This is a genomic window from Halorubrum orientale, assembly GCF_059623105.1.
Genome location: NZ_JBSPSR010000003.1, coordinates 130,895 through 157,858, shown reverse-complemented (window position 1 = coordinate 157,858; position 26,964 = coordinate 130,895). Strand labels below are relative to the sequence as shown.

At 64.4% G+C, this 26,964-nt stretch carries 26 protein-coding genes; 15 read left to right on the top strand and 11 right to left on the bottom strand.

The window, feature by feature from the left end:
• Positions 1-69: 69 nt before the first annotated feature.
• From ACWUI7_RS03610 to ACWUI7_RS03585, 6 genes are all read right to left on the bottom strand, one after another.
• Entirely contained in the window at positions 70-1,254 is a 1,185-nt protein-coding gene (locus ACWUI7_RS03610) for an MFS transporter (RefSeq protein ID WP_496640829.1), read from the bottom strand.
• A 41-nt stretch (positions 1,255-1,295) separates the two neighbouring features.
• Positions 1,296-3,614 carry a TRAP transporter permease gene (locus tag ACWUI7_RS03605; protein ID WP_496640828.1) on the bottom strand — a complete coding sequence of 773 codons (2,319 nt, stop codon included), beginning with the start codon at positions 3,612-3,614 and terminating at the stop codon, positions 1,296-1,298.
• Positions 3,615-3,650: 36 nt separating this feature from the next.
• Entirely contained in the window at positions 3,651-4,742 is a 1,092-nt protein-coding gene (locus ACWUI7_RS03600; protein WP_496640827.1) for a TAXI family TRAP transporter solute-binding subunit, read from the bottom strand.
• 191 nt (positions 4,743-4,933) lie between these two features.
• A complete protein-coding gene (locus ACWUI7_RS03595; RefSeq protein ID WP_496640826.1) occupies positions 4,934-6,442 on the bottom strand; it encodes an acetyl-CoA hydrolase/transferase C-terminal domain-containing protein in 1,509 nt (502 codons plus the stop codon).
• On the bottom strand, positions 6,439-7,038 hold the full coding sequence (locus ACWUI7_RS03590) for a MaoC family dehydratase (RefSeq protein WP_496640825.1): 600 nt from the start codon (positions 7,036-7,038) through the stop codon (positions 6,439-6,441). The genes ACWUI7_RS03595 and ACWUI7_RS03590 overlap by 4 nt, the downstream gene beginning before the upstream one ends.
• Positions 7,039-7,135: 97 nt before the next feature.
• Positions 7,136-8,344: an acyl-CoA dehydrogenase family protein gene (locus ACWUI7_RS03585; RefSeq protein ID WP_496640824.1), complete on the bottom strand. Its 1,209-nt coding sequence runs from the start codon at positions 8,342-8,344 to the stop codon at positions 7,136-7,138.
• A 105-nt stretch (positions 8,345-8,449) separates the two neighbouring features.
• Between ACWUI7_RS03585 and ACWUI7_RS03580 the strand changes: the two genes are divergently transcribed.
• The 4 genes from ACWUI7_RS03580 to ACWUI7_RS03565 all read left to right on the top strand — a co-directional run bounded on the left by ACWUI7_RS03580 (position 8,450) and on the right by ACWUI7_RS03565 (position 10,986).
• Positions 8,450-9,223, top strand: a complete 774-nt coding sequence (locus ACWUI7_RS03580; protein ID WP_496640823.1) for an IclR family transcriptional regulator — start codon at positions 8,450-8,452, stop codon at positions 9,221-9,223.
• A 178-nt stretch (positions 9,224-9,401) separates the two neighbouring features.
• The gene (locus tag ACWUI7_RS03575) at positions 9,402-9,698 is read left to right on the top strand and encodes a helix-turn-helix transcriptional regulator (protein WP_496640822.1); all 297 of its coding nucleotides are present in this window, start codon (positions 9,402-9,404) and stop codon (positions 9,696-9,698) included.
• A 111-nt stretch (positions 9,699-9,809) separates the two neighbouring features.
• On the top strand, positions 9,810-10,145 hold the full coding sequence (locus ACWUI7_RS03570) for a carboxymuconolactone decarboxylase family protein (protein WP_496640821.1): 336 nt from the start codon (positions 9,810-9,812) through the stop codon (positions 10,143-10,145).
• A gap of 85 nt (positions 10,146-10,230) precedes the next feature.
• Positions 10,231-10,986 carry a helix-turn-helix domain-containing protein gene (locus ACWUI7_RS03565; RefSeq protein WP_496640820.1) on the top strand — a complete coding sequence of 252 codons (756 nt, stop codon included), beginning with the start codon at positions 10,231-10,233 and terminating at the stop codon, positions 10,984-10,986.
• Positions 10,987-11,017: 31 nt separating this feature from the next.
• On the opposite strand, the gene ACWUI7_RS03560 is transcribed toward ACWUI7_RS03565, so the two are convergent.
• From ACWUI7_RS03560 to ACWUI7_RS03550, 3 genes are all read right to left on the bottom strand, one after another.
• Entirely contained in the window at positions 11,018-12,673 is a 1,656-nt protein-coding gene (locus ACWUI7_RS03560) for an FAD-dependent oxidoreductase (protein WP_496640819.1), read from the bottom strand.
• A gap of 150 nt (positions 12,674-12,823) precedes the next feature.
• A complete protein-coding gene (locus ACWUI7_RS03555; protein WP_496640818.1) occupies positions 12,824-13,939 on the bottom strand; it encodes an Mrp/NBP35 family ATP-binding protein in 1,116 nt (371 codons plus the stop codon).
• Positions 13,936-14,334, bottom strand: a complete 399-nt coding sequence (locus ACWUI7_RS03550) for a hypothetical protein (protein ID WP_496640817.1) — start codon at positions 14,332-14,334, stop codon at positions 13,936-13,938. Before ACWUI7_RS03550 ends, ACWUI7_RS03555 begins: the two co-directional genes overlap by 4 nt.
• A 159-nt stretch (positions 14,335-14,493) precedes the next feature.
• Here ACWUI7_RS03550 and ACWUI7_RS03545 point away from each other — a divergent pair, with 159 nt between their 5' ends.
• The 6 genes from ACWUI7_RS03545 to ACWUI7_RS03520 all read left to right on the top strand — a co-directional run bounded on the left by ACWUI7_RS03545 (position 14,494) and on the right by ACWUI7_RS03520 (position 20,211).
• The gene (locus ACWUI7_RS03545) at positions 14,494-15,141 is read left to right on the top strand and encodes a GNAT family N-acetyltransferase (protein WP_496640816.1); all 648 of its coding nucleotides are present in this window, start codon (positions 14,494-14,496) and stop codon (positions 15,139-15,141) included.
• Positions 15,142-15,404: 263 nt separating this feature from the next.
• Complete coding sequence (locus ACWUI7_RS03540) at positions 15,405-15,650, top strand: 4Fe-4S ferredoxin N-terminal domain-containing protein (protein ID WP_496640815.1); 246 nt, start codon at positions 15,405-15,407, stop codon at positions 15,648-15,650.
• Complete coding sequence (locus tag ACWUI7_RS03535; RefSeq protein ID WP_496640814.1) at positions 15,643-17,997, top strand: molybdopterin-dependent oxidoreductase; 2,355 nt, start codon at positions 15,643-15,645, stop codon at positions 17,995-17,997. Before ACWUI7_RS03540 ends, ACWUI7_RS03535 begins: the two co-directional genes overlap by 8 nt.
• A gap of 1 nt (position 17,998) precedes the next feature.
• Positions 17,999-18,601 (top strand): 4Fe-4S dicluster domain-containing protein, encoded by a 603-nt coding sequence (locus tag ACWUI7_RS03530; protein WP_496640812.1) that lies wholly within the window; start codon positions 17,999-18,001, stop codon positions 18,599-18,601.
• A gap of 6 nt (positions 18,602-18,607) precedes the next feature.
• Complete coding sequence (gene nrfD, locus ACWUI7_RS03525) at positions 18,608-19,630, top strand: NrfD/PsrC family molybdoenzyme membrane anchor subunit (protein ID WP_496640811.1); 1,023 nt, start codon at positions 18,608-18,610, stop codon at positions 19,628-19,630.
• Positions 19,631-19,650: 20 nt separating this feature from the next.
• Positions 19,651-20,211: a TorD/DmsD family molecular chaperone gene (locus ACWUI7_RS03520; protein WP_496640810.1), complete on the top strand. Its 561-nt coding sequence runs from the start codon at positions 19,651-19,653 to the stop codon at positions 20,209-20,211.
• A 28-nt stretch (positions 20,212-20,239) separates the two neighbouring features.
• Here the strand turns inward: ACWUI7_RS03520 and ACWUI7_RS03515 are convergent, their stop codons facing one another.
• Positions 20,240-21,013, bottom strand: coding sequence for a creatininase family protein (locus tag ACWUI7_RS03515; protein ID WP_496640809.1), 774 nt, complete (start codon positions 21,011-21,013; stop codon positions 20,240-20,242).
• 163 nt (positions 21,014-21,176) lie between these two features.
• On the opposite strand from ACWUI7_RS03515, the gene ACWUI7_RS03510 reads away from it, so the two are divergent.
• Together ACWUI7_RS03510 and ACWUI7_RS03505 are read left to right on the top strand one after the other, a co-directional pair.
• Positions 21,177-21,587 (top strand): nascent polypeptide-associated complex protein, encoded by a 411-nt coding sequence (locus ACWUI7_RS03510; RefSeq protein WP_496640808.1) that lies wholly within the window; start codon positions 21,177-21,179, stop codon positions 21,585-21,587.
• Entirely contained in the window at positions 21,584-22,324 is a 741-nt protein-coding gene (locus ACWUI7_RS03505) for a methyltransferase domain-containing protein (RefSeq protein WP_496640807.1), read from the top strand. The genes ACWUI7_RS03510 and ACWUI7_RS03505 overlap by 4 nt, the downstream gene beginning before the upstream one ends.
• Positions 22,325-22,382: 58 nt before the next feature.
• Here ACWUI7_RS03505 and ACWUI7_RS03500 read toward each other — a convergent pair whose 3' ends face one another.
• Positions 22,383-23,825, bottom strand: a complete 1,443-nt coding sequence (locus ACWUI7_RS03500) for an amidohydrolase family protein (RefSeq protein ID WP_496640806.1) — start codon at positions 23,823-23,825, stop codon at positions 22,383-22,385.
• A 159-nt stretch (positions 23,826-23,984) separates the two neighbouring features.
• Between ACWUI7_RS03500 and ACWUI7_RS03495 the strand changes: the two genes are divergently transcribed.
• From ACWUI7_RS03495 to ACWUI7_RS03485, 3 genes are all read left to right on the top strand, one after another.
• The gene (locus ACWUI7_RS03495; protein ID WP_496640805.1) at positions 23,985-25,109 is read left to right on the top strand and encodes a pyridoxal phosphate-dependent aminotransferase; all 1,125 of its coding nucleotides are present in this window, start codon (positions 23,985-23,987) and stop codon (positions 25,107-25,109) included.
• Between the two features lie 69 nt (positions 25,110-25,178).
• Entirely contained in the window at positions 25,179-26,381 is a 1,203-nt protein-coding gene (locus ACWUI7_RS03490) for a methionine adenosyltransferase (RefSeq protein WP_496640804.1), read from the top strand.
• Positions 26,382-26,473: 92 nt separating this feature from the next.
• Positions 26,474-26,926 (top strand): DUF5804 family protein, encoded by a 453-nt coding sequence (locus ACWUI7_RS03485; RefSeq protein WP_496640803.1) that lies wholly within the window; start codon positions 26,474-26,476, stop codon positions 26,924-26,926.
• Positions 26,927-26,964 lie beyond the last annotated feature (38 nt).

Genomic DNA, 26,964 nt, shown 5'->3' with positions numbered 1-26,964 from the left:
TCACGATTGTTCGTTGATGACGTATAAGTAATCCGCATCCTCGTCGGAATCATCCACGGTGTGCCGCCGTTAGGCGGTCCTTGCTCGGGGTGGACGGCTCCGGATGACGGCCGCGACCAGCAGGGCGGCGAGCAGACACGTCACGGCGAGGAAGCTCCAACCCGCCCGGTAGTCAGCGGTGTCGACAAGGAGCCCGAACACCGGTGGAGCCACTAGTGCGCCCGCGTTGAGCGTGAGCTGACAGCCTGCGGTCGCACTTCCGACCGCTCCAGGAGAGACGAGCGTTGTCATGTACGAGTAGTATACGCCGGTAAACCCGAGCACGAAGAACCCCAGCACGGCGAACGCGAAGCCGGCACTCCGTGGTGTTGAGGTGCGTGCGACCACAAGAAACAGCACACCACTCGCGAGCGTCTGCACCAGCAAGATGCCGCCAATGCGCTTGTGTGGGTCACCCGGGAGCCGGTCGGCCAACCAGCCGCTGAGCACGCGTCCGCCGCTCCCGAAGAGCTGGACGATCGCCAAGACGACGCCGCCGAACGCGATGGATCCGCCGATCGACTCTTCGACGTAGAGGATGGTGTAGCCGGTTGTGGTGAACAACGCGGCACCGAGAAAGAGTCCAGAAAGCGCCAACAACACATATGATCGGTTGCTGGTAAGTGCCCGCAGGTCCGGATACTCGGCTGTTCGCTCCTGTGTCGTGCGGTAGAGAGTGTAAAACGCGACGGCGACGACGATGCCGATGACCGCAGCGACGAGGAACCCGGCCTGCCAGACGAAGTAGCCGGCGAGTCCGGTCACGAGGAGGGCACTGAGGCCACTACCACCGGTGATTCCCACCTGTTTTATTCCCATTGCGGTGTTCAATCTGCTCGCCGGAATCGTGTCGTACACGGCTTTGTTCGTCCCGGGCATTGCGGTACTGTAAACGGCGCCAAGGAGTGCCACGGCGATCAACAGGGAGGTGTACCCCGATGCGCTAGCAACGAGCACCATCCCAGCCGCGAGACCGACCAGCCCGCCCGTGAGCGTCACTCGCTCGCCGTACCGGTCGGTGAGGGCACCGACGGGGATCAGACAGACCGCGTATCCCAGCGTGAGTGCGGTGACCGTGAGTCCGACCCCAAATCGGGAGAGGCCGAAAGCATCCCGGAAAAACGGGCCGGCCGCGAAGACGGCGTAGTAGCAGATACTCGCTGCGATCTGCCACGTCGTGACGAGTCCGACCGTCTGCCAGAGGTCACGATCCATGTATTGGGTCACGCTAAAGAGGCGCGAAGAGGCGTATTACCCTACCGCTTGCGACCGGAGAATAACCCCGCTGCACCACGGAGCGTTCGCAGCGGGTCCGGTCGTCCGACGGCGGTCTGGAGCACGTACAGCCCACCGACTGCCGTGAGTGCGCCGAGTTGTACCTGCACCATCGGGTGGACCATCGCGAGGACGCCGGCGACGAAGAACGCCACCCGGAGGCCGTACGTCTGCCCCCGACCGAAGACGAACTGATAGTTGATCCCGTGGATCATCGCGATCGACCCGAAGAGCGCGAGGAGTCCCGAGACGATCGCCGCCGGCTCGAACGTTCCCGAGACGAGCTCTGGGTGGTAGACGAAGGCGAACGGCAGCACGAAAAGCGGCGCCGAGATCCGAAGCGCCTCCTTACAACTCGTCCAGAACCCGCCGCCGGAGATCCCACACGTCACCGCAACGCACGTCGCGATCGGCGGCGTCAACCCGGCCAAGATAGCGGCGTAGAACACGAAAAAGTGCGCGGCAAACTCGGGGACGGCGAACTGGCTGATGAGCGTCGGGGCGACGAGCAGCGCGACGACCGTGTACGCCGCGGTGGTCGGCATGCCGAGCCCGAGTAGGATGCAGATGATCATCGCGAGAACGAACGCGATGATCGCGACCCCCCCAGAGAGGTCCAAGAGCGTGAGCGAGATGGCCGTCGGAACGCCCGTAGCCATGAGGATATCGACCACGCCGTTTATCGCCGCGAGGATGATGGTGACCGGTGCGACCACGATCACGCCCTCTCGGAAGCCGTCGACTGTCTGCTCTAGGGTGCCGACGAGCGCGTTCCGGCGGCTCTCTCCGGCCAGCGTCGCCTGCAAAATCGGGATCCCGATACCGAAGGCGATCATCGACAGCGCCGTGTAGAGCGCGGCGGTCATCACGGTGTACTGTAACACGCCGAGCACGTAGATCAGGATCGCAAGTGGCACCCCGTACTTGATCGACTCAAGCACCATCTCCTGTCGGTCCATCGCCTCGGAGAACACGCCGCTCATCTCGGGGTCTGCGATCTGTGGCGCCGCAACGTAGTGGACAGCCATCACAATCGAGACAACGAGCACTGCTGCTGGGATCAGCCCCGCAATGATGACGTCGACGTAGGTGATCCCCGTGATGAGCGATGCCATGATGAACGCACCGGCACCCATCACCGGCGGGAGCACCTGTCCAGACGTCGAGGCGACGGCCTCAATCCCACCCGCGGTCTCCGGTTTGATTCCGTTTTCTTTCATCAACGGGATCGTGAACGACCCAGTCATCCCGGCGTTTGCGGTCTGGCTCCCGTTGACTGACCCGATGACCGCGCTTGCGATAACTGCCGTCTGTGCGATCCCCGAGTCAACGTACTTTGCCGACCGGACGGCAAGCCGGAGAATCAGGCTGAACGCACCGTACGCCTTCAACAACCCGGCGTATAGGAGGAACAAGGCGATCCACGCCGCGACAAGTCTCGTAAGGAACCCGTAGAAGCCGTCGACGGAGACGACAAGGATCCGAAGGATGCGATCGGGCGAGAGCCCACCGTGGCTCAACGCGCCGGGCATCTGTGGTCCCGCAAGCCCGTACCCGATCCCGATGAGCACGACCGTGAGGAACGTGAGCCCGAACGAGCGCCACGTGAGGTAGATCATCGAGAGCGTGAAGAAGAACGCGAGTACGATCTGTCCTTCCGTCGCCCGCCCGACCGTGTCAATCGCAACGGACTGGTAGTTCATGAACAGGTATCCGCTCGTTACGACGGAGATGAGACCGGTCGTGAGTAACAGTCCCGCTTCGAGCCAGCGCTTCTCGACGAGCGGCCGGTCGAGTTCGGAGAGGACGTACAACGCGAGGATGAACCCGAGGAAGGCGACAGCGTACCGTCCACGGGGCATCTGCTGGGTGTACGAGTACCACATCACGATCATCCAGAACGGGACCGAGTACGACACGAGCGCCATCCGGAGCCGTTCTTCGATCCCGGAGCCGAGCCAGAGGATAGCTGCCGTTACGCCGAGAATTCCGACCGCACCGGCGACGCCGAGCACGGTCGTCGACAGCGACTCGGCAGTTTCTGCGGCTGCCGCCGGGTCCTCAACGAGGAGCGCCGGTATCCACGCTCCGTACGCACCCGACAGTGCGTTTGGCACGACGACCGTGGGCACGAAGATGACAAGTGCCCAAAACGGCAGTGAAAGGAGGTATAACCAGAGCTGTCGCTCCCCCCTTGGGCCGTCGGCGAGTTCGAGCGAGCGATCGGTAGCGAGCAGGTCCCCTGCTGAGGACGGCTCGGTGTCGTCTGCGTCAGGTGGTGTCTCGGAGTTCGTGGACATTCGTCGAATGTAGGGATGGTGAAGCTCCCGGGAGCGCTACTCGTCGCCGCGGCTCCAGGAGTCGTTCCAGACGTCGTTGGCCTCGAAGAAGTCGGCCACGCCTGCGTGGATATCGATCTCGGGAATCACCGTCTGTGTCATCGCCTCAGGCGTGTACTCAAGCGTCGTTGGGTCCGACTCACGAAGCGTCTCTTCGTGTTCGATCGCGAGCCGGCACACTTCCTCGGTCGCACGCGCTGGGATGTCCGGACTAAACGCCCACTGTCCGGCGAGCGACCAGGCGGTGAGCGTGTCGGTGTACTCTGTAACTTCCTGTTCGTACCCGTACGGCTCAACCTCTTCGAGGATCGCTCCGGGGTGCTCTTCAACGACCGAGCGGAACTCGTCATCGACCTCAAGCAGGTTCAGCCCCCCACCGCTGCGGACGTCCACCTCCTGACACCAACCGGAGAGGTTGACGCCGTTCGCCCCGTACAGACAAAGCGCGTCGACGCGACCTTCTTCGACGGCTCCAGGAATGTCACCCGTGTCGACGTTGAGGATGTCGTTCTGCTCCCAGAGCTCCGCCTCTTTCAGGATCTCCTCGGTGAGCAGTCGCGTTCCGAAGCCGGGCTGAATTGGGTAGATCGTGTAGCCACCCTCACGCAGGTCGGCAACCGACTCGACACCGCTGCCTTCCAGTCCGACCCAGTGAATCTGGAGTGACGTGAACAAAAAGCCCTGATTCGGGAGTTTGCCGACCGGATCCTCGGCGAACGGTCCCTCCTCGTTGAGTGCCTTTGAGAGGGAGTTGTTGTCGACGCCCATCGCCGGGATCTGGTCGTTGTTGTACTCGTAGAGGTTTGCCGTCCACCCCTGTGTCTCTTGAACTGAGACGTTGAGGAAGTCGCTGTGCTGTTGGGCGGCTCGCGCGAGCGCCTGGCCAGCCGCCTGTGTCGAACTTCCCGTCGAGGTGCCGCCGATCGTGATCGTCACCTCACCGCCGTCGTCACCGCTTTCGCCGTCGTCCCCATTGCCGCTTTCGCCGCCGTCACCACCGCCTCCAGAACAGCCGGCGAGGCCGACGACCCCAAGTGTGGCCGCTCCTTTAACGATGTCCCGACGCTTCGTGCTGTCATCATCTATCATGCGGTATAGGAGAGAGAACGCGCCGGTAAAAGTGTAACGTAATTAATCCTGATAGTTGTGTTACTTGCCGAGTGCCACGTGTCCTATCGTCTTCGACGCGCCGCTCTTGGTCGGTCTTGGAGCACAACAACAGGAGATCAGAACACGACGAAACACGCGACCGGTCACCCGACTGGAACGCGTCCCGATCGCTACCGGGTCCAGTCGAACACCGAATCGAGGTCGTGTGGCGTGTTGCCGCCCCCGGAAGCCGCACGCCGCCGATAGCGCTCGAGGTCGTCACGGAACGCGGGGTCGGCGACTGCGGTCAGTGCCTCGGCGCGCTCACGCGGCGAGCGACCCCGAAGGTCGGCTACACCGTGTTCTGTGACCACGACGCTCGCGTCGTGTTCCGTGTGGTCGACATGCGGCGTGAGCGGTACGATCCGCGACACGTCACCGTCGACGGCCGTCGAGGGAAGGGTGACGATCCCGAGCCGGCAGTTGCGGGCGAAGTCCCCGCCGCCTCCGATGCCGTTCACCACCCGCGTCCCGCGGATGTGCGTGGCGTTGACGTTTCCGTAGAGGTCAACTTCGACCGCACTGTTAATCCCGACGACGCCGAACCGGTTGATCAGCGCCGGCGCGTTCGAAATGTCTGCTGGACGGAGAATCACGTCGGCTGCGTAGCGCTCGATATCGTCGAACAATCGCGTCTGCCCGTCTGCAGAGAGCGCGAGCGAGGTGGCGCTCGCTCCGGATAGCTGGCCACCGTCGAGCATGTCCAACAGGCCATCCTGTACCACCTCCCCGACGTACGACACCTCGCGATCGCCGAAGTCCACGCCCGACAATCCACCCATCAAGGCGTTCCCGAGCGACCCGACGCCGAACTGGAGGTTTACCCGCTCCGCGAGCAGTGGGTTTCGCTCGAGTTCCGCCTGTAAGAACCGACAGAGGTGGTCAGCGATTGCACGCTCAGTTTTTTCTGCCTCCCGAAACTCGTAGGGGTCGTCGGGCCGGTCAGTCTCGACGACGGCCTCAAGCCGCTCCGGATCGAACCTGATAGCCGGCCCGCCAATTGTGTCGAGCGGATCGTCGAGCGGGATCGGCCCTCTGTGTGGTGGCGCCCGCCGGAGGTAGATATCGTGGACCCGACCGAGTTCGAGCGGCTGTGCACGGTTTACCTCGACGATGAGGTGGTCCGCCGTCTCAATGTACGCCGGGGAGTGTCCGACAGACGTCGATGGGATCAGCCAGTCGCTCCCGATCGCCACGGCCTCAACGATAGCAACGGTCGGTCCGTTGATGCCGGCGCGAAGACCGCCGAATCGAATCTCATCGGCGAGCCGTGAGATGTGTCTGTCGTGGAACGCCACCTCACCTGTGTTGACCGCGTCTCGAACCGTCTCGTTCGGAACGAACGGGTACCGCCGCGCCATGTCTCCTGACTCAACGAGGTCACGGTCGATCTCGTCGCCGACGCCACCACCAGAGACGACGGTCAACTCGCGTTGGTCGCCGGCTGCTATCGCCTCTGGAACGAGCTTCGGATACCCAACGCCGCCGAACCCAGATACCAACAGGGTTGCTGTCTCTGGTACGTTTGCGGCGGCCTCGACGGGCGTCACAATCGGCAGGCTACCGTTCAGTCGCGTCGACGGCACTGGGTTTGCCGCCGTTGGTACCCCGGCGTCGTTCGACTCTGACGATCCGCTCACGAGATATCCTCCGGCTGGGTTCCGATGCCTTCTGGCCACCCTATCGGCTGGGCGGCCGTCGGGTCGGCGTGTGACCGTTTCAGCACCATCGGTGTGCGCTCTAACGAGAGGACGAGGTCGCCGTCCTGATTGTACGTGCGGAGTTCGGTCGTGACGATACCCACGTGGTCACGCGAGCTGGACTCACGTTTCGAGAGCACCTCCGACTCCGCGAACAGCGTGTCTCCGTGAAACACCGGTGCGTGGTGGCGTATCGCGTCGTAGCCGAGGTTCGCGGTTGCGTTGGCGCTGACGTCGATCACGCTCATACCGACCGCGAGTGCGATGACGAACGTGCCGTCGACGAGTCGCTCGCCGAACTCGGTGGTCGCGGCGTACGCCTCGTTAAAGTGCATCGGATTGAGGTTCATCGAGACATTCGTAAACCAGACGTTGTCGGTCTCGGTCACCGTGCGACCGTACGGGTGTTTGTACACGTCACCGACGGCGAAGTCCTCGTAGTACCTGCCCTGCCAGCCCGCTATCAGTCGTTTCTCGTCGGTGCTGCTGGATTCGTCGGTGCTGCTGGATTCGTTAGTGGCTGGGTCGTCGGTCATGAGTCAAGTGTGTGTTGTATGGTATCGGTGGTGGGTCGTTCCGGTAACGGTACGGGCCATGGTGTCACTGATTGCGGTATCGTCGCCCTCGAACCGCTCAGTACGAGCGTGGGAGCCCGAGCTCCCGCTCGCCGATGTAGTTGAGCGCGAGCTCCTGGGCGATCGGCACGAGTCGAGAGAGCCGCGCTTCGCGGAAGTACCGCTCCACGTCGTACTCGACGGCGATTCCTTTCCCACCGTGTGCCTGCACGGCGGCATCCGCCGCACTCGATGCGGCGTTGGCGGCGAGGTACTTTGCCGCGTTTGCACGGGCACCGAGCGACTCCCGGTCAAGACTATCCTCGGCGGACCGACTCGCAGCCTCGTACGTTACCTGCCGGGCTGCTTGGACCTCGGCGTGTGCGGCCGCCAACGGGTGTTGAATCGCCTGGTTTGCCCCGATCGGCTGGTCGAATATCTCCCGGTCTGTGGCGTACTCGGCACCTTTCGACAGGGCGAGCTCGGCCATCCCGATCAGCTCTGCGGCAATGACGAGCCGTTCTTCGTTCAGGCCGTCGAGAACCTGGTAAAATCCCGCGCCTTCCTCGCCGATCAGGTTCCCGGCTGGAACGCGAAGATCGTCGAATGTCAGCCGATAGGAGTTGACGAACGTGCTCGCGGACTTCTCGATGGGCTCTTTATCCAATCGTCCCTGTGACCGCGCGTCGTCCAAATCAACGAGGAAGGTGGAGATGCCGCGTGTGCGCTTGTCGACTGCCGACTTGGGACTGGTCCGAGCGACCAACAACATGTAGTCGCTCACGTCGACCCGGGAGATCCACATCTTCTCGCCGGAGACGACGTACTCGTCCCCCTCACGCCGGGCAAACGTCTCCATGCTCGGCGCGTTGGATCCCGCCTCGGGCTCTGTCAGCCCGAACGCCTGGATCGAGACCTCTCCCCGTGCGATCTTCGGGAGCAACGTCTCCTTGCGGTCTGGACTCGCATTTTTCACCAGTGGTGGCGAGTTGTATATGCCCCCGTGAATCGTCTGTGCACCGCCAAATCCGGCCCCGCTTGCGGCTATCTCTTCCATCATCACCACCGTCTCTGGCGTCCCGAGACCCTTGCCTCCGTACGACTCTGGAATGAGCACACCAAGCCAGCCCTCCGCGGCTAGCGCGTCGACGAACTCGTGTGGATAGGTTTCCTCACGGGCATGTCGTCGCCAATACTCGTGGTCGAAGTCGTCACAGATCGCTTCTATTGACTCGCGTACGCGGCGCTGGCTCTCCGTCAGGTCGATATCGAACCGCGGGACTGGCATACCGATTTATCACTATCTATTGTATAATAACGGTACTGGTAGGGGAAGCTACTATTTTTTTCGACAGTGCGGAACACATTTCTATCGGCGCTCGCCGGTAGGTATATGACCGATACGGAGGACGAATCGCACCGAGACCGCGTCGGCACCGCCCAAACGGTGTTCGAGATCGTCGAACAGGTACGTGCCGACACCAACCCCACGCTGACCGACATCGCCCGCGAGGTGCCGTACGCCAAGAGCACCGTGTTTCGGCACCTACAGACACTCGAATCGCTCGGGCTGGTCGTCGAACGTTCGAACGGCTACCAGCTCGGACTGCGATTCCTCCAGTTGAGCCAGCGGGCGTGTCGGAGCCACCCGGGATACGAGCTCGCTCGCGACAAGGTCGCCGAAATCGCGACCGAGACAGGTGAGCGAGCACAGTACATCGTCGAAGAGCACGGCGAGGCCGTGTACCTCTGTCGTGCCGTCGGCGAGCGTGGCGTCCGCACGGACCCCGGTATCGGAAGTCGGATTCCACTTCACTCGACGGCCGCCGGAAAGGCTATTCTGGCAGCGATGACCGACGAGCGGTCATCGGAGATACTCAACGAACGGTCGCTGGCTGCCCGCACCGACGCCACGATCACCGACGAACAACAACTGTTCGAAGTGCTCGAACAAGTTCGAGAACGAGGGTACAGTCTCAATCGAGAAGAGAACGTGCCCGGGCTCAACGCCGTGGGTGTTCCAGTGGTCGTCGAGGATACGGTTGTCGGTGCGCTCAGTGTCTCTGGCCCCTCACACCGGCTCACCGGCGACAGACTCACCGACGAGCTGCCAGCGTACTTGCTCGGTGCCGCCAACGAACTCGAGTTGAACATCGCGTACGCTTGATCACGACTATGCACCGGGATGAGTGACTGGTGTAGCCGATCACTCGGATGTTGAAACCGATAATTCGAGCATGCGGAACCGTCGGCCCGCGATAGGGTCAATAACATGCGGCATTGTCGACCATCTGACTCGCGTAGGCAGCACATACCCAAACACCACCGCGGACACATCGATCTGTATGCACGATCTGACAGGATTCCAACGTGACCTGCTGTACGTGACCGCGGGGCTCGAGCGACCACACGGCCTGGCGATCAAACACGAGCTCGACGAGTACTACGATACCGAGATCCATCAGAGCCGGCTTTATCCAAATCTCGACACGCTGGTTGAGAAGGGGCTCTTGTACAAACGGCGCCGCGACCAACGAACCAACGAGTATGGACTAACCGGGCGCGGAAAGCGTGAAATTACCGCCCGGATCGCGTGGGAGACACGGTACGAAGACCAAATGGCTGGCTCTGCCGCCGGCTAACTGCCGTCATCATCCGGTTTTTTGCTCACCCGATCGGACCTCAATCGGTCCGTCGGCTCGCGTGATGGTCGTCTCCACAACAACTTAGTATCGGCCCGAGAACATCGACTAATGGCAGACACAGTTGACGACAGCGAAGAGCTCCCTTCTGCCGCCGGTGACCTCGCCGACCGACACCCAGACGTCTGGGAGGCGTACGCCGACCTCGGCGAGGCGTGCGCCACGGCCGGTCCGATCGACGGCGAGACGAAACGACTGGTCAAACTCGCGCTTGCGGCGGGCGCCGAATCCGAAGGTGCGGTGCACTCGCACGTCCGCCGGGGCCTCGAGGAAGGGGTCGACTCCGATACCCTGCGTCACGTGGCCCTGTTGGCGGCACCGACGGTCGGGTTTCCGAAGGCGATGGCGGTGCTGACGTGGATCGACGACCTCGCCGACGAGGCGTAGTCCACCGTGCGCGGCTCTGTATCCCGAATTCTTACGCGGTGACGCGGCGGGGTACATTTTTATCGCTGCTGACGAACGAGCGAGTATGACCCGTTCTGATGGAAACGCGTCGGTCGTAGATGCCCCGTCGACGGCCGTCGAGAACCGCGACCTTCGCGTCGTCCTCGAGATCGAACGCGGTGGCCCTTGTTTCATCGACGATCTCGACGGCGATGTACTGGACGTCGACGTACGGGTCGCAGGGGAGACGTGTCACACCGAGGTCACAGTGTGTGAGTCCTGTGAGCCTGCTGAGCTCGCCCTCGATGCGTCCGCCGGCGACGGTGAGCCACGTACCGACGGACACCCGCGGCGTCACGATCGACCCGACGACGACACCGAAGACCGCGTTATCACCAAGTACCACACCGACGACATCTGTGATCACTGCCCGACCGCGGTGTTCGCGGCGTACGGCTGTATTCCACACTTTGTTCGCGCCGAGCACCGCTCGTTCTTCGTGAAGGCGTTCCTCCCCGACTCTGCGGTGGTCTCGAACCTTGTTGCTGACCTCAACGAGATCGGCTCTACCGTTCAGCTCGTGAGCATGACCCACACCGGCAGCGGTGAAGAGCTCAGCGACGAGATATACGAGGTCGACGTCTCGGCGTTGACGCCGAAACAGCGCAAAGCGCTCGAGTTGGCGATTGATGAGGGGTACTACGAGGCCGGTGAGCGTCCTTCGATGGCGTCACTTGCCGAGCAGCTCGACATCTCCACGTCGGCATTTTCACAGCGGCTGGCCCGCGCCGAAGGAAACGTGATGAGCCAGTTTGCGACGTCGGATTCCTCCCACGGCTAAAGCCGTGGGCTTCCTCCTTGCATATATGTGATCAGTCGTCCGCCGAGGCGGCCAACTCGTATCGGTAGTATCCGCCGGTGAGGCTCCGGGCGTCGATCCCTTCTTGTTCGAGAATACGACTTGCCATGTACGAGCTCTTCCCGATCTTACAGTAGGTTAATACTGCATCGTCGTGGTCGTGGTCGGCGGCCCACGACCGCAATCGTCCGAGCGGGACGTGCTCGTCGCCTGGGATCGACCCTTGCGCCTCGCGCATCGCTGGTGGCCGAGTGTCGACGACGGTCGCGGTCTCGCGCTCCTCGAGGAACTCCTCGAGGTGGATCACGTTTGCCACGTCAGATAGGACGTTCGCGCCGATCATTCCTAACACGTTGACGGGGTCCTTCGCGGCCCCGTACGGCGGGGCGTACGCCAGATCGAGATCCCGGATGTCGAACACCGTATCGCCGTGTGATATCGCGGTCGCCAACACGTCGATTCGCTTGTCCACGCCCGCCTCGCCGATCGCTTGGACGCCGAGAATCGCTCCATCGTCCGGATCGAACAACAGTTTGAAGTGGATATCGACGGCGCCGGGGTAGTATTCGGCGTGGCTCGGTTCTGCGGTGTATATCGTCTCGTAGGGTCGGTCAGCCTCTGTGAGGTCGGCCTCTGTGAACCCGACTGTTCCGACGTCGAGATCGAACACCTTGGCTATCGCGGTGTCAAGAACGGGGTCTAATGTGTCGTCGTGGCCGGCAATATCGTTGGCGGCCACCCGTCCTTGTCGGTTGGCCGGCCCACCGAGGGGGATCCAAGCGTGCCCCTCCTCAAGCGCGCTCGGCGCTGCGACCGCATCACCGACCGCGTGAATCGATGACTCACTCGTTCGGAGTCTGTCGTCGACCAACACCGCACCACTCTCGTGACGGTCGAGCCCGATAGCATCGGCGAGGCCGGTTCGGGGCCTGACCCCGGTGGCGATCACCACGAGGTCAAACGTGCGGTCGGTCGCGCAGTCCATCGACGCCGTGATCAGGCCATCGTCGGTCTGTGTCAACGACTCGACGCCGACACCGAGTTGGAGTTCGACACCGTGCTCTGTGAGGTGTTGCTCGACGCGGGTCGCCATCTCTGGACCCAGCGTGTTCGGCATCACGTGGTCAAGTAGCTCGGCGACGACGACGTCGTGGCCCGCCTCGTGGAGGTTCTCTGCCACCTCTATCCCAATGTACCCGCCACCGATGACCAGCGCCTCTTCAGCGTCGTCTACCCGGTCGCGGATGGCGATCGCGTCCTCGACGGTGCGCAGCGTGTGACACCCCTCGAGCGCGTCGACGTCGAACATCGGCGGCACAAGCGGCTCTGCGCCGGTTGCAAGCACGAGGTCGTCGTACGCCAGCTCGTAGGACTCGCTGTTGCTCGGGGTTATCGTCGCGCGCTGTTCAGCAGGCGCGACGTCGGTCACTGTCTCTTCGGTTCGGATGTCGAGGTCGAACGCCGCACTGAGCTGGTCGACGCCCATGACCGCGAGGTCGGATTCAACGACCGTGTCGCTCAGATGATACGGGAGTCCGCAGCTCGCGTACGAGACGGTATCGGTCGACTCGATGATCGTGATGTCTACACCCTCGTCTAACCGCCGCAAGCGCGTCGCCGTGCTCATCCCCGCCGCGTTCCCGCCGACGATCAGGCAGTGTGAACCCATACCCGAACGCGGCGGCTGGGGTGGTTATGGGTTGCTCGCGTTTTCAGTTCGTGGCACCGCTGTCGAGCGAACCTCGCGGTGGGCGGGCGTCGAATCGGCCGACCGGTCCCGACGGACGACGACGCCGTTTCGGTGTGCCCCGCGCTCCGTTCAGGGCCAGTCGGTTCCCCCGGACGCGTGAGATCGTCGCCGATGCCATCCCACGTGGTCCATCACTGCGCCGGCGAGGTCGGCGAACCGCTCGCCGACCGGCGAGTCGTCGAACACGATTGGCTCGCCGACCTCGCCGGCCTCACCGATGGCCGGGTCGAGGGGAATTCGGCTCAATACGGGGAGGTCGAACTCCTCGGCGAGCCGGCTGCCGCCACCGGCGCGGAACACCTCGTGGTGATCGCCACAGCTCGGACAGGTAAATGCGCTCATATTCTCGACGATGCCAAGCACGTGGGCTTCGTGGTCGTCGAACAGCCGGACCCCTTTACGAGCGTTGTCGAGCGCGACGTCCTGTGGCGTCGTCACGACTACCGACCCGACGACGGGCATCTGCTGGAGCATCGTGAGCTGGGCGTCACCGGTGCCGGGCGGAAGGTCGACGACGACGTAATCGAGGTGCCCCCAGTTGACGTCGTGCCAGAGTTCGGTGAGCGTCTGGTCTACGAGTGAGCCACGCCAGACGACTGGCAGGTCCTCATCGACGAGAAAGCCGACGCTCATCAGCTTGAGTCCGTGTGCTTCGACCGGGACGATCTGTTGATGTTGGTCGGCTCGGACTGGCTCACCTTGGACGCCAAGCATCCGCGGCACGTTCGGACCGTACACGTCCGTGTCGAATAGTCCGACCGCCGCACCGCGATCGGCCATCCCCGCCGCGAGGTTCACTGCGATCGTGCTCTTTCCGACGCCACCTTTGCCCGAGGAGACAGCGATCACGATTGGCGCGTCACCGGCCGCAGGCGTCTCGTCGTCGATAGCAACCGACAGTGACGGCTCGAAGCCAGCCGTCTCAACCGCACTCCGGATCGCCTTCGCCAACCCCGTCTCGGCCGGCGAGTACGGTGCCCCGAGCGCTAGCGGAATCGTGACGGTGTCGCCGTCTACCGTGACGTCGCCGACGAGGCCCGCGGAGACGATGTCGGCTCCGGCTCCCGCTTCCGAGTCGCCCGCCGCTTCGTGTTCGGCTCCCCCCTCTCGTCTCTCGGTCTCGTTCGTCACTGGTGATGACGGTGCCGGGATCGAACGGAGCGCCGCCTCGATGGTGTCGTTCATCGAATCTCCTCAGTGACCGAGGGTCGTTGCTCGCAGTCGGCAGTAGAGGGAAGCTGCTCGTCGGCTGCTTCGGTTACGTCGAGCCGGATGCCGTCGCGCTCCCAGAGCGTTGCTTCGAGTCCCGTGACCAACCGTCGCAGTCCCTCCGTCGCCATGACGTGACACCGGCTGTCGACGAACCGCGCCCAGGCGTCGAGCGTGCGGAATCCGAACTGGAACTTGACCTCCGGCGAGAGCCCCTTGTCGTTCTGCCAGACGTCGAACGCCGCCACCGTCTCATGGGTGATCCACGGCATCCCGTTTTCAGCGACCCATCGGTCGTACGCCTCCCGGCGGTCGCCGATCACGTCGAACTCGATCTCGTAGCTGTATGGCGTCGGGCGCAGTGTCGTCATGCGTGAACACACACGGTCGATCCGTATTGATGTACGCCTCAACAGGATAAGATTTTAAGTAGGCACGTTGCTCGGGCGCACCGGCTGTGAGCCCACCCGCCTTCTCACTTTTTGGGAGGCGGGAGAGAGGTGAAAGCCGCAGACGTCCGACAGGCGAGTATGAATCACTCGCCCGACATCGACCGTGGTGGTCGGGACGATGCCGACCGCGACGACCGCAACGACCGGGACGGTACTCGTCGCGAGAGCGGGGACCACGCCGACCGAACGGGCACGGCAACCGACCCACCGCGCTGGCCGCGGTTCGTCGACAAAGAGGGTACACGGTGGACGCTCCGACAGGCAGACGAAGCCGACCTCGACCGGCTCGTCGAGCTGTACGATGCGTTCGGTGACGCAGACCGGGCACAGGGAATCCCACCGGCGGTCGAACACCGCCGCCGGTCCTGGATCGAGATGCTACTCAAAGAAGGGTACAACATCGTCGCCGAAGGCGACGGACAGATCGTCGGTCACATCGTGTACACTCCGCTTGAGGACGCCTGTCCCGAGTTGGCGATCTTCGTGCACCCTGCGTTCCACGACCGCGGGATCGGCACCGAACTCTGCAGACGGCTGGTTGCGTCGGCAGCGGCTGCCGACCGCGAGGCGCTAGAGCTCTTCGTCGAGCTGCGAAACCGAGCTGCGATCAGCGTCTACCGTCGAGTCGGCTTCGAGACGGTCGACTCCGACCACGAGGTACGCATGGTCCACGCGCTCGAGGACCCGACGGTGTCTGCAGTCGGGTCCCCGCCCGCCGACTCGTAGCGGGACGAGACCCAGCCGACCTGGTCTCTCGTCTCGAACCTCACGGTACCGCTTCGTGCCGACGGCGTGATGGTGTAGGTATCTCCCAGCACGTAGACACATCATCGAGTACGCGTCGATGGCCTCGGGTACGCGGCCGCGACGTGTGTCGACTCGGGGCGGTGCACGACTCGCCGGCGAGATCGGGGTCGACGGCGGGTGGTATATAAAACCTTCACCGGTTGAGAGTGACGCCTACGGCGGCGAGTCGCGTGTGTACAGATATGAGCGACTCAACCGACCCATCGGCGGACGGCGGACTGGACCCGCTCAACCTCGTCGGCGCACTCGAGGAGGCGCCAGCGGAGAGCGAGTACGACCAGGAGCTGGGGAGGCGCATGGGGGTCGACGCCATGCGCGTCGCCAACGGCGAGCTCGACGAGCGGGCGTTCCACGAGAAGTACGAGTCGGCGCTGCTCGCGGAGTTCGGTGACGACTACGAGCCGGCGGAGGTGATGGGCGATGAGTAGTGACGCGGGCGACGGCCTCACGCGCCGCACGCTGTTGAAGACGAGCGCCGGCGCGGCGACGATGGCCGCACTCGGCGGGTGTGCAGACACCGCCCGCCAACTCGGTATCGGCCAGACAGATCGCTCGGCGACTCCCGTCGCCGACGCAAACGTCGCGTACGGTAACTGCTGGATGTGCTGTCACAACTGTGCACAGAAGGTGAACGTGACCGACGACGGCACCGTGGTCGGTATCACCGGTGTGGACGGCAACCCCCGCGGGAGCGCTGGCCCTGGAACCGAGGGAACGCTCTGTCCGAAGGGACTCGGACAACTCGATAAGACCCACGACCCAGAGCGGATCAAACAGCCGTACATCCGCGTCGATGGGGAGCTCCAAGAAGCGACCTGGGACGAGGCGTTCGAGTACACCGCCGAGCGGCTCCGTGAATTCAACGATGAACACGGCGCAGAGACGTTCCTCGACGCGGGAAGCTGGGCCGAGACGCCGATCTTCCGTACGATCTGGCGGGACCTCTACGGAACGCCAGAGCGGATCGGCCGTGGAATCCACGTCTGTGCCGGACCGACGTTCGTCAACGGCGGGATGATGGGTGTCGGCTCGAACGCCCGGGTGCCGGACTACCAGAACTCCGAGTACCTCATCATGTGGGGACGCAACCCGCTGGAGGCGTTCGCCGGGCAGTTCGAGGCGAAAGGCATCCTGAAAGCCATCGAGGAGAACGACGCGACGCTCGTCACCATCGACCCGCAGTACACAGAGACCGCAGAGAAGTCGGACGCGTGGCTCCCCATCGAGCCGCGGACGGACGGCGCGCTCGCACTGGCGATGGCGAACGTCATCATCGACGAAGAGCGGTACGACGCCGACTTCGTCGAGAATCACACCTACGGGTTCGGGGCGTACCGCGAGGCCGTCGCGGACACGACGCCCGAGTGGGCTGCCGAGATCACCGGTATCGGCGCCGAGACGATCCGCGCCATCGCCCGTGACTTCGCGGAGGCCGCGCCGCAAGCCGGCATCTCGGTGTGGTCGGGAACCGCCCAGTCTGGAAACGGCTGGAAGGCAACCCAGAACATTATCGCGCTCAACGGGCTCGTCGGTAACATCGACCGTCCCGGCGGGCTCCGACTCTGGAAGTCGACGCCGATGGCCGACCCCTTCGAGGTGTGTGAGTGGACACCCGAGGGCAAAGGGAGCGGTGAGGCCCGCGGCACCGAGACGACCATCGGCGTCGACCTGCCCAACAACGCCGAGGGCAAGACGCCCGCCTTCCGCAAGTACGACGAGTACAACGACTACCCGGCCCGCCACATCACGGGTATCGCACACAATCTCGTCCCCGAGATGGTCGAGAACGGCCACATAAACGGGATGTACTGTCACCACGACATGCCGCTGAAAGACGGCAACGCCGAGGCGTGGCTGACTGCGCTCGACGAGATGGACCTCGTCATCGCCGTCGACGCCTACTGGAATGGCGTCACCCGAAACGCGGACGTCGTGTTCGCAGACGCGACGCAGCTGGAAAAAGACACCATCGGGACCGGCTCGTGGAGCTCTTACAGTGAGGCACAGTGGGTCGTCGGCGGAAAAGCCGCCGTCGAGCCACAGTTCAACACGAAGCCGGACTACGAGATCCTGACCGGCCTCGCCGAGGCGATGGGCTGGGGTGAGTACTTCCCGTGGGAGGACCACGAGGCGTTCATCGACGACCAGCTGCAGTCGGTGGATCTCACGCTTGAGGAGCTCTCGACCGGCGAGAAGAACTACGCGATCGTCGGCGAGTACGGCTACGAGCAGTGGCGTGAGAGCGACGGACCCGCGTTCCGATTTGACCTCGAACAGGTGCCGTCGTTCACGGCGGCCGCAGAAGAGGCCGGCATGGACACCGCGCCGTCGTGGCAGCCGCCGGGAACGTACGGCGACAGCCTCAATGAGACGTACCCACTGGAGTTCTACGACGTCCGGTCGGTGTACTTCTCACACGGGAGCGACCAGGGAATCGACCGGCTTCTCGAGCAGTTCGCACGCAAGAACGACTTACACGACGAGGAGTACCGCGGTAACTACCTCCACATCAACCCGGTCGACGCCGAGGCGCGGGGCATCGAAATGGGTGATATGGTGACCGTCGAGTCGAAGACGGGCGGCGGCGAGCTGATGGCACACGTTACCGAGCTGATCAAACCCGGGGTCGTGACGAGCGAGTACGGCTTCGGCGAGGGGTCGACCCAGCAGGACTACGAGGGACTGAACACCATGAAGTTACACGAGACGCAGATGGACCCGATCACGGGACAAGTAGACAGACACATCGCGGTCGACGTAACCGGAGGTGAGTGAGATGGGAGAACAGTGGGGATTCTACTTCGACTCAGACAAGTGCATCGGGTGTCACGCCTGCTCGGTGTCGTGTAAACAACGACACGGCCGTGACCCCAAACAGGACGAGTGGCGGACGGTAACAAACGTCACGACCGGCGAGTTCCCCGACGTGAGCTCGCTGCCCATCTCGATGTCGTGTATGCACTGTTCGGATGCCCCCTGCGAGAAGGTGTGTCCGTGCAACTCGATTCAAAAACGCGACGAGGACGGCATCGTCGTCGTCGACCGCGACAGCTGTATCGGCTGTCACTACTGCGGCTGGGCGTGTCCGTACGGCGCCCCGACGTACGACGACGGCGGCATCATGTCGAAGTGTAACCTCTGTATCGGCGAGGGGCCCGGTGGCGGTCACGAGATGCCTCCGCGCGAGGAACAGGAGGACGGCGGTGCCCAGCCCGCGTGTGTCGACAACTGCGTCGGCGGCGCCATCCAAGCCGGGCCGGTGAGCGAGTTGAAAGCGCAGGCGACGACGGAGGCAGTCGAGCGGTTCGAACAGGAGCCGGCCAACGTCATCGTCGAGGCGAACAGAGACGACACCACCGCGTTCCCGTACGAGGCGTGATCACTGATGGCATCATTTGGACTCTGGTGGGGCGGTGTCGGCCACTGGGACGTCTTCGTGGCCATCTACCTGTTCCTCGGGGGAATCTCGGGTGGGTCGTTCCTCGTCGCGTCGATCGCCGAGTGGTTCGGTGAGCGCCGCCAGCAGGCCGGCTACGCGCACATCAGCCGGTGGGGGTGGACCCTCTCGTTCGGCACCATCGTCGTCGGTTCCTGGACGCTGTTGGCACACCTCTCGGGACCGTTCCTCCGGGCGTTCATGTTCCCGATCAAGTTCACCAACTGGACGTCGTGGATGGCGATCGGGACCTGGGTAGTCGTCACCTTCAGCCTCGTCGTGATGGCGCGGATGATCTGGGCGACGTTCGGCACGGCCGCCGTCGACGACCCAAGTGGGTTGCCGAGACACCTCGTCGATCGCGTCGGGTTCGGCCTGACCGACCTCGTCGACCGCGGTGCCGATCTGACCCGGCCGACGGGCCCACTTCGGCGGCTCGTCCAAGTCGCCGGCGTCGGCCTGGCGGTCATGCTCGTGATCTACACGGCACTGTTGTTGAGTGCGGTCGGCTGGCTGGTCCCGCTGTGGAACCAGACGCTGTTGCCGCCGCTTTTCGTCGCCAGTGGCTTCTCGGCCGGCATCGCGCTGGTGATCGCGGTCACCGCCTGGCAGAACAACCTCGACAGCGGGCTCGTCCACCGGTTCGGGCTGCTCGACGATGCAGTGATCGTCGCCGAAGGGGTCGTCCTCGCCACGCTGTTGTACACGCTCACGACGGGAGGTGCGGCCGCGGCACGAACGGTCGACGGGCTCACGAGCGGCAGTGGGCTGCTGTTGTTGGTTGGGATGGTGACCGCCGGGCTCCTCCTCCCGCTCGCCATCTCGGCGGCACAGGAGCTCCTCGGCAGCGACAGCCTACTCGCGAGTAGACAGGTGACGACTGCGAAGTTCGGGCTCGTGATCGCAGGGTCCTTTCTGCTCCGCGTCCTGCTGATATTCACCGCGCTCCAACAACCGATCATCGTCACCTAACACCCACACATCCGTTCGCCATGGCTCACTCCTACGCAGACTGTTATGCCGCGCTCGCAACGTGTTTTCAACACCCCGACGACGACTTCGTTGAGGCCGTCGAGGACGGGAGCCTCGCCACGACGATAGCCGACTGCGTCGAGGACATCGGCGTGCAGGGCGTCGAGGCGCCGCCGTCGTTTCGGGCACCGCCGCGAGAGGCGTACCTCCGGACGTTCGAAGCGTTTGACGGTGAGTACGCGCCGCCCGCCGAGTCGGCGTACGAGGCGTGGTGGGACGGCGACCGGCGCGGGATCCTCTCGGGACCGCCCGCGACCGATATGCGGCGGCGCTACGAGGCGATCGACGCCGAGGTTCCCCCCGCCTACCCAGCTGACCACGTCTCGCTGCTGCTCGAGTACGCCAGTTTACTGGTAGAGACGGCAGACACCGAGACGTACGCCGACTTCCACGAGGCACACTTCGCGTGGCTCCCTGCCTTCCGCGAGCGGGTGGAAGCCACCGCCGACGCTCCGTTCTATCACTGGGCCGTCCAGACGCTCGACCGGGTCACGTCGGCCGCGGCCGACGACTTCTGTTGAGGGCGGGTCCTAGACGGAGCGACCCCGCTTACACGTGCGGCTTCGGTAGCAAGTCGACGAGTGGCTTCGACTCCAGCCACTCACACAGCTGGACGAGCTCGTCGGTCGCCGCCTCGAAGAGCCGTGCCCCTTTCTCTGCGGTCGCGTCCGTCTGATCACCGAAGACGCCGTTGTCGGTGTTGTCGATCGCGTCGTAAAACGTCCGGGAGCCGTGCACGCGAAGTCCGTTTCCGGCGCGCCAGTCGCGGAGGCCGCCGTCGCGGGCAGCCTCGAGTCGATCCTCGCGGACGAGCTCGCCGGCGACGTGCTGGATGAGCGCCGTCTCTTTCGGGCCGCCGTGCGGACCGTTCTGTTCGAAGGCGTCGTCGACGAGGTCCGGGATGCTCTCGTTCCACATCCACTCGATCGCGTACAGGTCCCCGTCGTCTCTGAGCCGGCGACCCACCTCGCGAAGGTGCTCGACGTTCCCGCCGTGGGCGTTGACGTAGACGACGCGGTCGACGCCGTGGTACGCGAGGTTGCGCGTCAGCGACTCGACGTAGTCACGAAAGACCGGCGCGTCCACCCACATCGTCCCGGTGAACTGCCGGTGGTGTGGGCTCACACCGACGGTGACCGTCGGGGTACAGAGGACGTCCGCTCGGTCGGCGGCCTCGCGGGCGAACGCCTCCGCGATCAGGTGGTCGGTCGCGAGCGGGAGGTGGGGACCGTGCTGTTCCGTCGAGCCGAGCGGAACGAGCGCCAGCGACTCGTCGGTCACGTGCGCGTCCAGCTCGGGCCACGTGTGATCTGCGAGGTACACACCCGCCTGTGGACAGCGACCCGTATCAAACCAGGTGTCGTGGCGGTGTCTGCCGACTGGTCACGCTGGACGGGTCACACTCGAAGAGCCACGCAGGAAGGGCCACGCTGGACGGGCCCTGCGTGTCGTCACCCTTTTTGTGCCCTGTGGCCGAACGATGTGTATGTTCGGAGGAGGCGGCCTGAATCCGCGGAAAATGAAACAGATGATGAAACAGATGGGGATAGACGTCGACGAGCTCGACGCCGACCGAGTGGTGATCGAGACCCCCGACGACGACCTCGTCTTCGAAGCTCCACAGGTCACCCGCATGGACGCCCAGGGCCAACAGACCTACCAGATCGTCGGCGAGGCCGAGGCAGTCGCCGACGCTGGCCTCGGTGGTGCGGCCGCGGCGGTCGAGGGTGACACCGACGAGTCGTCGAGCGACGACACGGCGAGTGAGACGGACGCGATCCCCGAGGCCGACGTGTCGCTCGTCGCCGACCGCGCTGGTGTGCCGGAGTCGACCGCGCGCGAGACGCTCGAGGCGCACGACGGCGACCTCGCGGCAGCGATCGCCGAGCTCGAGTGAGCGACCCCGCGTATCTGCTGGTAGCCGACGACCGCGAGTACCTCGTTGAGCCCGGTACCGAGTTCGGGACGGACCTCGGCGTCTTGGAGGTTCCCGCGGACGTGGCTGCCGGCGACACCGTCGAGACGCACCTTGGGACGCCCTTCGAGGTGCGTGCGCTCCGCGGACCGGATCTCTTCGCGCACCTCGACCGCACTGGCGCCCCGATGATGCCACGGGACATTGGCCTTGTCGTTGGACTGACGGGTGCGGCCGCCGGCGACCGGGTTCTCGACGCGGGGACGGGTACCGGCATCCTGGCCGCCCACCTCGGACGCATCGGTGCGTCGGTCACCACCTACGAGATCGATCCCGACTTCGCCGACGTCGCCCGCAAGAACGTCGCGACCGCCGGCGTCGCCGACCACGTCACGGTCCATACCGGTGACGTCACCGACGAGCTCTCCGAGCTGGCCGGCGGCGAGCCATTCGACGTCGTCACCCTCGACACGGGCGACGCGCCCGACGTCGTCGAACGCGCCCCCGACCTCCTCATCGGTGGCGGCTTCCTCGCCGTCTACTCGCCGTTCGTCGAGGGTGCCCGCGACGCGGTCGAGGCGGCTGAAGCGGCCGGACTCGAGTCAGTGACGACACACGAGACGATCCAACGCGAGATGGAGTTCACCGATCGCGGCTCACGGCCCTCGACCGCGGGCGTCGGGCACACCGGTTACTTGATCGTTGCCAGAGCACCCTGATCGGGTCGAAGCCGAAGGTCCGTGGCGTCGGCGACCGACGAGACGACGACCGGTCGACTCAAAGCCGTCCGTGGTCGGCCGCGTCCACGAGTGCCGAGTCTGCTGCACGCCAGTCGGCGGCCGCGTGGTCGAAGATCCGTCTCGCACGGTCGGCCGCCTCCGCGACGACCGCGTCGACGTCGACGCCGACGATGCCACCCGCAGAGACGACGTGAACACCGTCGACGAACACGTCACGAATCACGTCGCCGCCGCCGTACACGAGGTTCGGAATCGCGGTGTGAAACGGCTCTCGAACACACGGTGTGATACTCGGATGCGTCAGGTCACAGCACACGACATCTGCGCGCTTCCCGGGTGTGAGCGTCCCGACCTGGTCGGCGATCCCGAGGGCGCGTGCGCCGCCGATCGTCGCGAGCCGGAGCGCCCCGGCGGCATCGAGTGCGGTCGGGTCCGCGTGTGCCGCCTTCGTCACCATCGCCGTCGTGCGCGCCTCGCGGAGCGCGTCGTGCCCGCCGGGACCGGGTGCTTGGTCGGTCCCGAGCCCGACGACCCCGCCGGCGTCTCGGTACTCGATGACCGGTGGGACCGCCCCATCGATGGCGGTGATAGAGGACGGACAGCCGACCATCCGGACGCCCGCGTCGGCGAGCTGGTCGCGCTCTGCCGGCGTCGCGCCGTGGAGGTGCGCCGCAAGCAGGTGGTCTCCGAGGAGCCCCTCGCGCTCGAGGACCCCGACGGTCGTCGCCCCGTCACCGTACCGGGCGATTATTTGTCTACGCTCTCTATCGCCCTGTGCCACGTGGATATGGACGGTTCGGTCCGCCTTGCGGGCGCGTTCGGTGACCGTCTCGAGTCGGTCGAGTGAGATCATATCGAGCGCTTGAGGACCGTACGCCGGCTCAACGAGCGGGTCATCAGCGAACTGCTCGAAGAGCGACTCGGCGCGCTCTAGGGCGGCTGCGCCCGCTGTGTCATCGAGCGGATACGGCTCGTCGGCGTCGCAGTCGGACCGGTCTGCCGTCACCTCGGATATCGTTTCGGTGGCGACGACGCGGAGGCCGTGTGGCCGATACACCGACGCGACGAGCTCGCAGACATTCGTCGCGTACTCACCGATCGTCGTGGTCCCAGAGGCGAGCGCCTCGATTGCCGTGAGCCGCGCGCCGACGATACCGTCCGCTGCGGTCGCGTGGTCGGCTATCGGTCCCAGCGCACGCGTCATCCACTCGATCTCCGGGACGTCTTGGGCGGCCCCGCGCAGGATGGTCTGCCGGCCGTGGACGTGTGCGTTTAGCAACCCGGGAAGCGTGAGACAGCCACCACCGTCGATGATTCGACCGGCGTCGGTGGTGTCGACCTCGTTTGCCGGACCGACGTAGGTGATCTCGCCATCGGCCCAGCCGACCGCGCCGTCGTCAACGATCCCCAACTCGCCGGTCGCCCCCGAAACGTCCGGGTCCATGGTCACCAGGAGCGTGTTGGTGACGAGCGCGTCCATGTCATGGCATCTCACCCCGGCGTCAAGGACCTGTCGGTGTCGCAGAATCAGTCCTCAAGCGTGCGGCCAGAGTCGTCGTCGAGAGGGCGGCCAGGTCAGCCGACGTGGACGTCGGGAGCCGTGATAAGACCTAACTCCAGCCGGCCCTCTCGCTGTGATATGCCGAACTTCGCAGCGCGCGTCGAGTCGATCGGGATCAGCGGAATCCGCGAGGTGTTTGAGGCGGCCGGCGAGGACGCGATCAACTTGGGGATCGGTCAGCCGGACTTCCCGACGCCAGCACACGCCCGACAGGCCGCAATCGACGCCATCGAGCGCGGTGACGCCGACGCGTACACGCCGAACAAGGGTACGGTCTCGCTCCGCGAGGCGATCGCAGCGAAACACCGAACCGACCAAGGAATCGACCTGGACCCGGAGTGTGTCATCGCCACCGCCGGCGGGAGCGAGGCGCTCCACATCGCGCTGGAGGCACACGTGAGCACGGGCGAGGAGGTCATCGTTCCCGACCCGGGATTCGTCTCGTACGACGCGTTGACCCGACTCGCCGGCGGTACGCCGGTCCCTGTCCCGCTCCGCGATGATGACACGATCGACCCGGCCGCGATCGAGGCGGCCATCACTGAGGACACCGCCGCGTTCGTTGTCAACTCACCAGGGAATCCGACGGGGGCGGTCTCACCTCCCGAGGACGTACGGGAGTTCGCGCGGATCGCCGACGAACACGACGTCCTCTGTCTCTCCGATGAGGTGTACGAGTACACCGTCTTCGAGGGTGAACACCGGTCGCCGATGGAGTTCGCTGACCGCGACAGCGTCGTCGTGGTCAACTCGGCGTCGAAGCTCTTCTCGATGACCGGGTGGCGATTAGGATGGGTGTACGGCTCGGCCGAGCGGATCGACCGGATGCTTCGCGTCCATCAGTACGCACAGGCGTGTGCGTCTGCGCCGGCACAGTACGCCGCGGAGGCCGCCCTCCGTGGCGACCGAGGCGTCGTTGACGAGATGACGGAGTCGTTCCGTCGTCGTCGCGACATCCTGCTGAAGGGGCTTGAAGACGCGGGTATCGAGTGTCCGACACCCAGAGGGGCATTTTATGCGATGCCCCGCGTTCCCGAGGGGTTTGTGGACGCGTGTCTCGACCGTGGCGTCGTCGTGGTTCCGGGGTCGGCCTTCGGTGAGGGAGGCCGCGGGTCGGCGCGAATCTCGTACGCGACCGCAGAAGCAGACCTCCGCGAGGCGATCGACGTGATGGCGGCCGCAGCCGATGCCATTCGAAAATAACCATAGGGCATAATACCGCTGCGAGTGGTTTCCGCAAGTTATACCGTAGGGCGCATCCAGGTGAGTGGTATGAGTCGGAACATACGGGTCAGCCGTCTCGATCGGCAGGCGGTCGAAGACCAGACGGTCGAGATCGTCGAGCGAAAGGGGATCGGCCACCCCGACTCGATCTGCGACGGTCTCGCGGAGGCGGTCTCGCGCGCGCTCTCACAGCTGTACCTCGACCGCGTCGGGAAGGTTCTCCACTACAACACTGACGAGACACAACTCGTCGCGGGGCGGGCCGCACCGGCGTTCGGGGGCGGTGAGGTCATCGAACCGATCTACGTTCTCATCGTTGGCCGGGCCACCAAAGAGTACGACGGACACCAGCTCCCTGTCAACTCTCGGGCACTTGCCGCTGCGAGAGAGTATCTCACCGAGTCGCTCCCAGCGCTCGAGTACGGGACCGACATCGTCGTCGACGTTCGTCTCGGCGAGGGCTCTGGAGATCTTCAAGACGTTTTCGGCGAGGAAACACAGGAGGTGCCGATGGCCAACGACACGTCGTTCGGGGTCGGCCACGCGCCGCTGACCGAGACGGAGACGATCGTGTACGAGACCGAACACGAGCTCAACACGTCGTACGCGGCCGACCACCCGGAACTCGGCCCGGACGTGAAAGTGATGGGCAAACGCGAGGGCGACGAGATCGACATTACGGTCGCGGCGGCCATGGTCGATGCACACATCCCGAACCTCGACGCCTACGACGATGCGGTCCAACGCGTTCACGACTTCGTCACTGACCTCGCCGAGTCACGAACCGACCGGACGGTCCACGTCGACGTCAACACTGCCGATGACTACGCAGAGGGGTCGATCTACCTCACCGTCACAGGCACCTCCGCCGAGCAGGGCGACGACGGCTCCGTCGGCCGTGGAAACCGTGCAAACGGGTTGATCACACCCAACCGTCCGATGTCGATGGAGGCCACGTCCGGAAAGAATCCGGTCAACCACATCGGAAAGATCTACAATGTGCTTTCGACGCACATCGCCGAGACGGTCACCCAAGAAGTCGACGGTATCCGCGACCTCCAGATCCGTTTACTCTCACAGATCGGCCGACCAATAGACGAACCGCACGTCGCGGACGCACAGATCGTCACCGGGCCGGGCGTCGACCTCGCGGCAATCGAAGACGACGTCGTCGCCATCGTCGACGCCGAACTCGCAGACGTGACGTCGGTTACTCGTCGGGTCATCGACGGCGAGGTCTCCACGTTCTGAACGCCACAGACCCGTGTTCACGGTGACCATACCGAGATCGTCGGTGATACCCGACCAGAACGGATTTGTGGATCCCCGATAATCGACCGATCGTGACGCGGGTGTGTCTCCTCAGCGAGCCGGACGTGACCCTGCAGTACGAACTGTTGTCGCGTGAGACCGCCCGTGAGGCGCTCGCTACCTACGACATCACGACGCCGTTTGAGAACAGCATCGCCGTCGACACCGTAAGTCTCGGTGCTGCGGTGTCGCTGTGTAACGATCTTGACTGGTACCTCGTTCGGTTCGTCGACACGGCGTTGGTCTTAGAGCCGTCGGTGTCGACCGACGAGTGGCTCTCACGTGACCTCGCCGAGCAGGTCCGAGACGGCGCGGTGCCGCCAGAAGAAACCGACCAGCGGCTGCTCGTGTACGGCATCGTCGACGGGCGACCTGTCGAACCGCTGTACGTCCGCCGAACCCAAGGTGAGCGGCCCACGTACGACCTCCGTGACGTCGACGAGACGCTCGTGGTGCGCGTGAGTGTGGCCGAGTTCGGCGGGTGAGCTTGGCGGGTGAGGGTAGCGGCCGGGTTCGGCGAAGG

Bases quoted from the DNA above. Each gene is read 5' to 3' on its own strand.
- ACWUI7_RS03585 (WP_496640824.1), bottom strand. From the start codon at position 8,344: ATGCCAGTCCCGCGGTTCGATATCGACCTGACGGAGAGCCAGCGCCGC.
- ACWUI7_RS03605 (WP_496640828.1), bottom strand. From the start codon at position 3,614: ATGTCCACGAACTCCGAGACACCACCTGACGCAGACGACACCGAGCCG.
- ACWUI7_RS03500 (WP_496640806.1), bottom strand. From the start codon at position 23,825: ATGGACGCGCTCGTCACCAACACGCTCCTGGTGACCATGGACCCGGAC.
- ACWUI7_RS03540 (WP_496640815.1), top strand. From the start codon at position 15,405: ATGAGCGACTCAACCGACCCATCGGCGGACGGCGGACTGGACCCGCTC.
- nrfD (WP_496640811.1), top strand. From the start codon at position 18,608: ATGGCATCATTTGGACTCTGGTGGGGCGGTGTCGGCCACTGGGACGTC.
- ACWUI7_RS03520 (WP_496640810.1), top strand. From the start codon at position 19,651: ATGGCTCACTCCTACGCAGACTGTTATGCCGCGCTCGCAACGTGTTTT.
- ACWUI7_RS03510 (WP_496640808.1), top strand. From the start codon at position 21,177: ATGTTCGGAGGAGGCGGCCTGAATCCGCGGAAAATGAAACAGATGATG.
- ACWUI7_RS03590 (WP_496640825.1), bottom strand. From the start codon at position 7,038: ATGACCGACGACCCAGCCACTAACGAATCCAGCAGCACCGACGAATCC.
- ACWUI7_RS03530 (WP_496640812.1), top strand. From the start codon at position 17,999: ATGGGAGAACAGTGGGGATTCTACTTCGACTCAGACAAGTGCATCGGG.
- ACWUI7_RS03560 (WP_496640819.1), bottom strand. From the start codon at position 12,673: ATGGGTTCACACTGCCTGATCGTCGGCGGGAACGCGGCGGGGATGAGC.
- ACWUI7_RS03495 (WP_496640805.1), top strand. From the start codon at position 23,985: ATGCCGAACTTCGCAGCGCGCGTCGAGTCGATCGGGATCAGCGGAATC.
- ACWUI7_RS03490 (WP_496640804.1), top strand. From the start codon at position 25,179: ATGAGTCGGAACATACGGGTCAGCCGTCTCGATCGGCAGGCGGTCGAA.
- ACWUI7_RS03535 (WP_496640814.1), top strand. From the start codon at position 15,643: ATGAGTAGTGACGCGGGCGACGGCCTCACGCGCCGCACGCTGTTGAAG.
- ACWUI7_RS03600 (WP_496640827.1), bottom strand. From the start codon at position 4,742: ATGATAGATGATGACAGCACGAAGCGTCGGGACATCGTTAAAGGAGCG.
- ACWUI7_RS03550 (WP_496640817.1), bottom strand. From the start codon at position 14,334: ATGACGACACTGCGCCCGACGCCATACAGCTACGAGATCGAGTTCGAC.
- ACWUI7_RS03575 (WP_496640822.1), top strand. From the start codon at position 9,402: ATGCACGATCTGACAGGATTCCAACGTGACCTGCTGTACGTGACCGCG.
- ACWUI7_RS03555 (WP_496640818.1), bottom strand. From the start codon at position 13,939: ATGAACGACACCATCGAGGCGGCGCTCCGTTCGATCCCGGCACCGTCA.
- ACWUI7_RS03565 (WP_496640820.1), top strand. From the start codon at position 10,231: ATGACCCGTTCTGATGGAAACGCGTCGGTCGTAGATGCCCCGTCGACG.
- ACWUI7_RS03570 (WP_496640821.1), top strand. From the start codon at position 9,810: ATGGCAGACACAGTTGACGACAGCGAAGAGCTCCCTTCTGCCGCCGGT.
- ACWUI7_RS03545 (WP_496640816.1), top strand. From the start codon at position 14,494: ATGAATCACTCGCCCGACATCGACCGTGGTGGTCGGGACGATGCCGAC.
- ACWUI7_RS03580 (WP_496640823.1), top strand. From the start codon at position 8,450: ATGACCGATACGGAGGACGAATCGCACCGAGACCGCGTCGGCACCGCC.
- ACWUI7_RS03610 (WP_496640829.1), bottom strand. From the start codon at position 1,254: ATGGATCGTGACCTCTGGCAGACGGTCGGACTCGTCACGACGTGGCAG.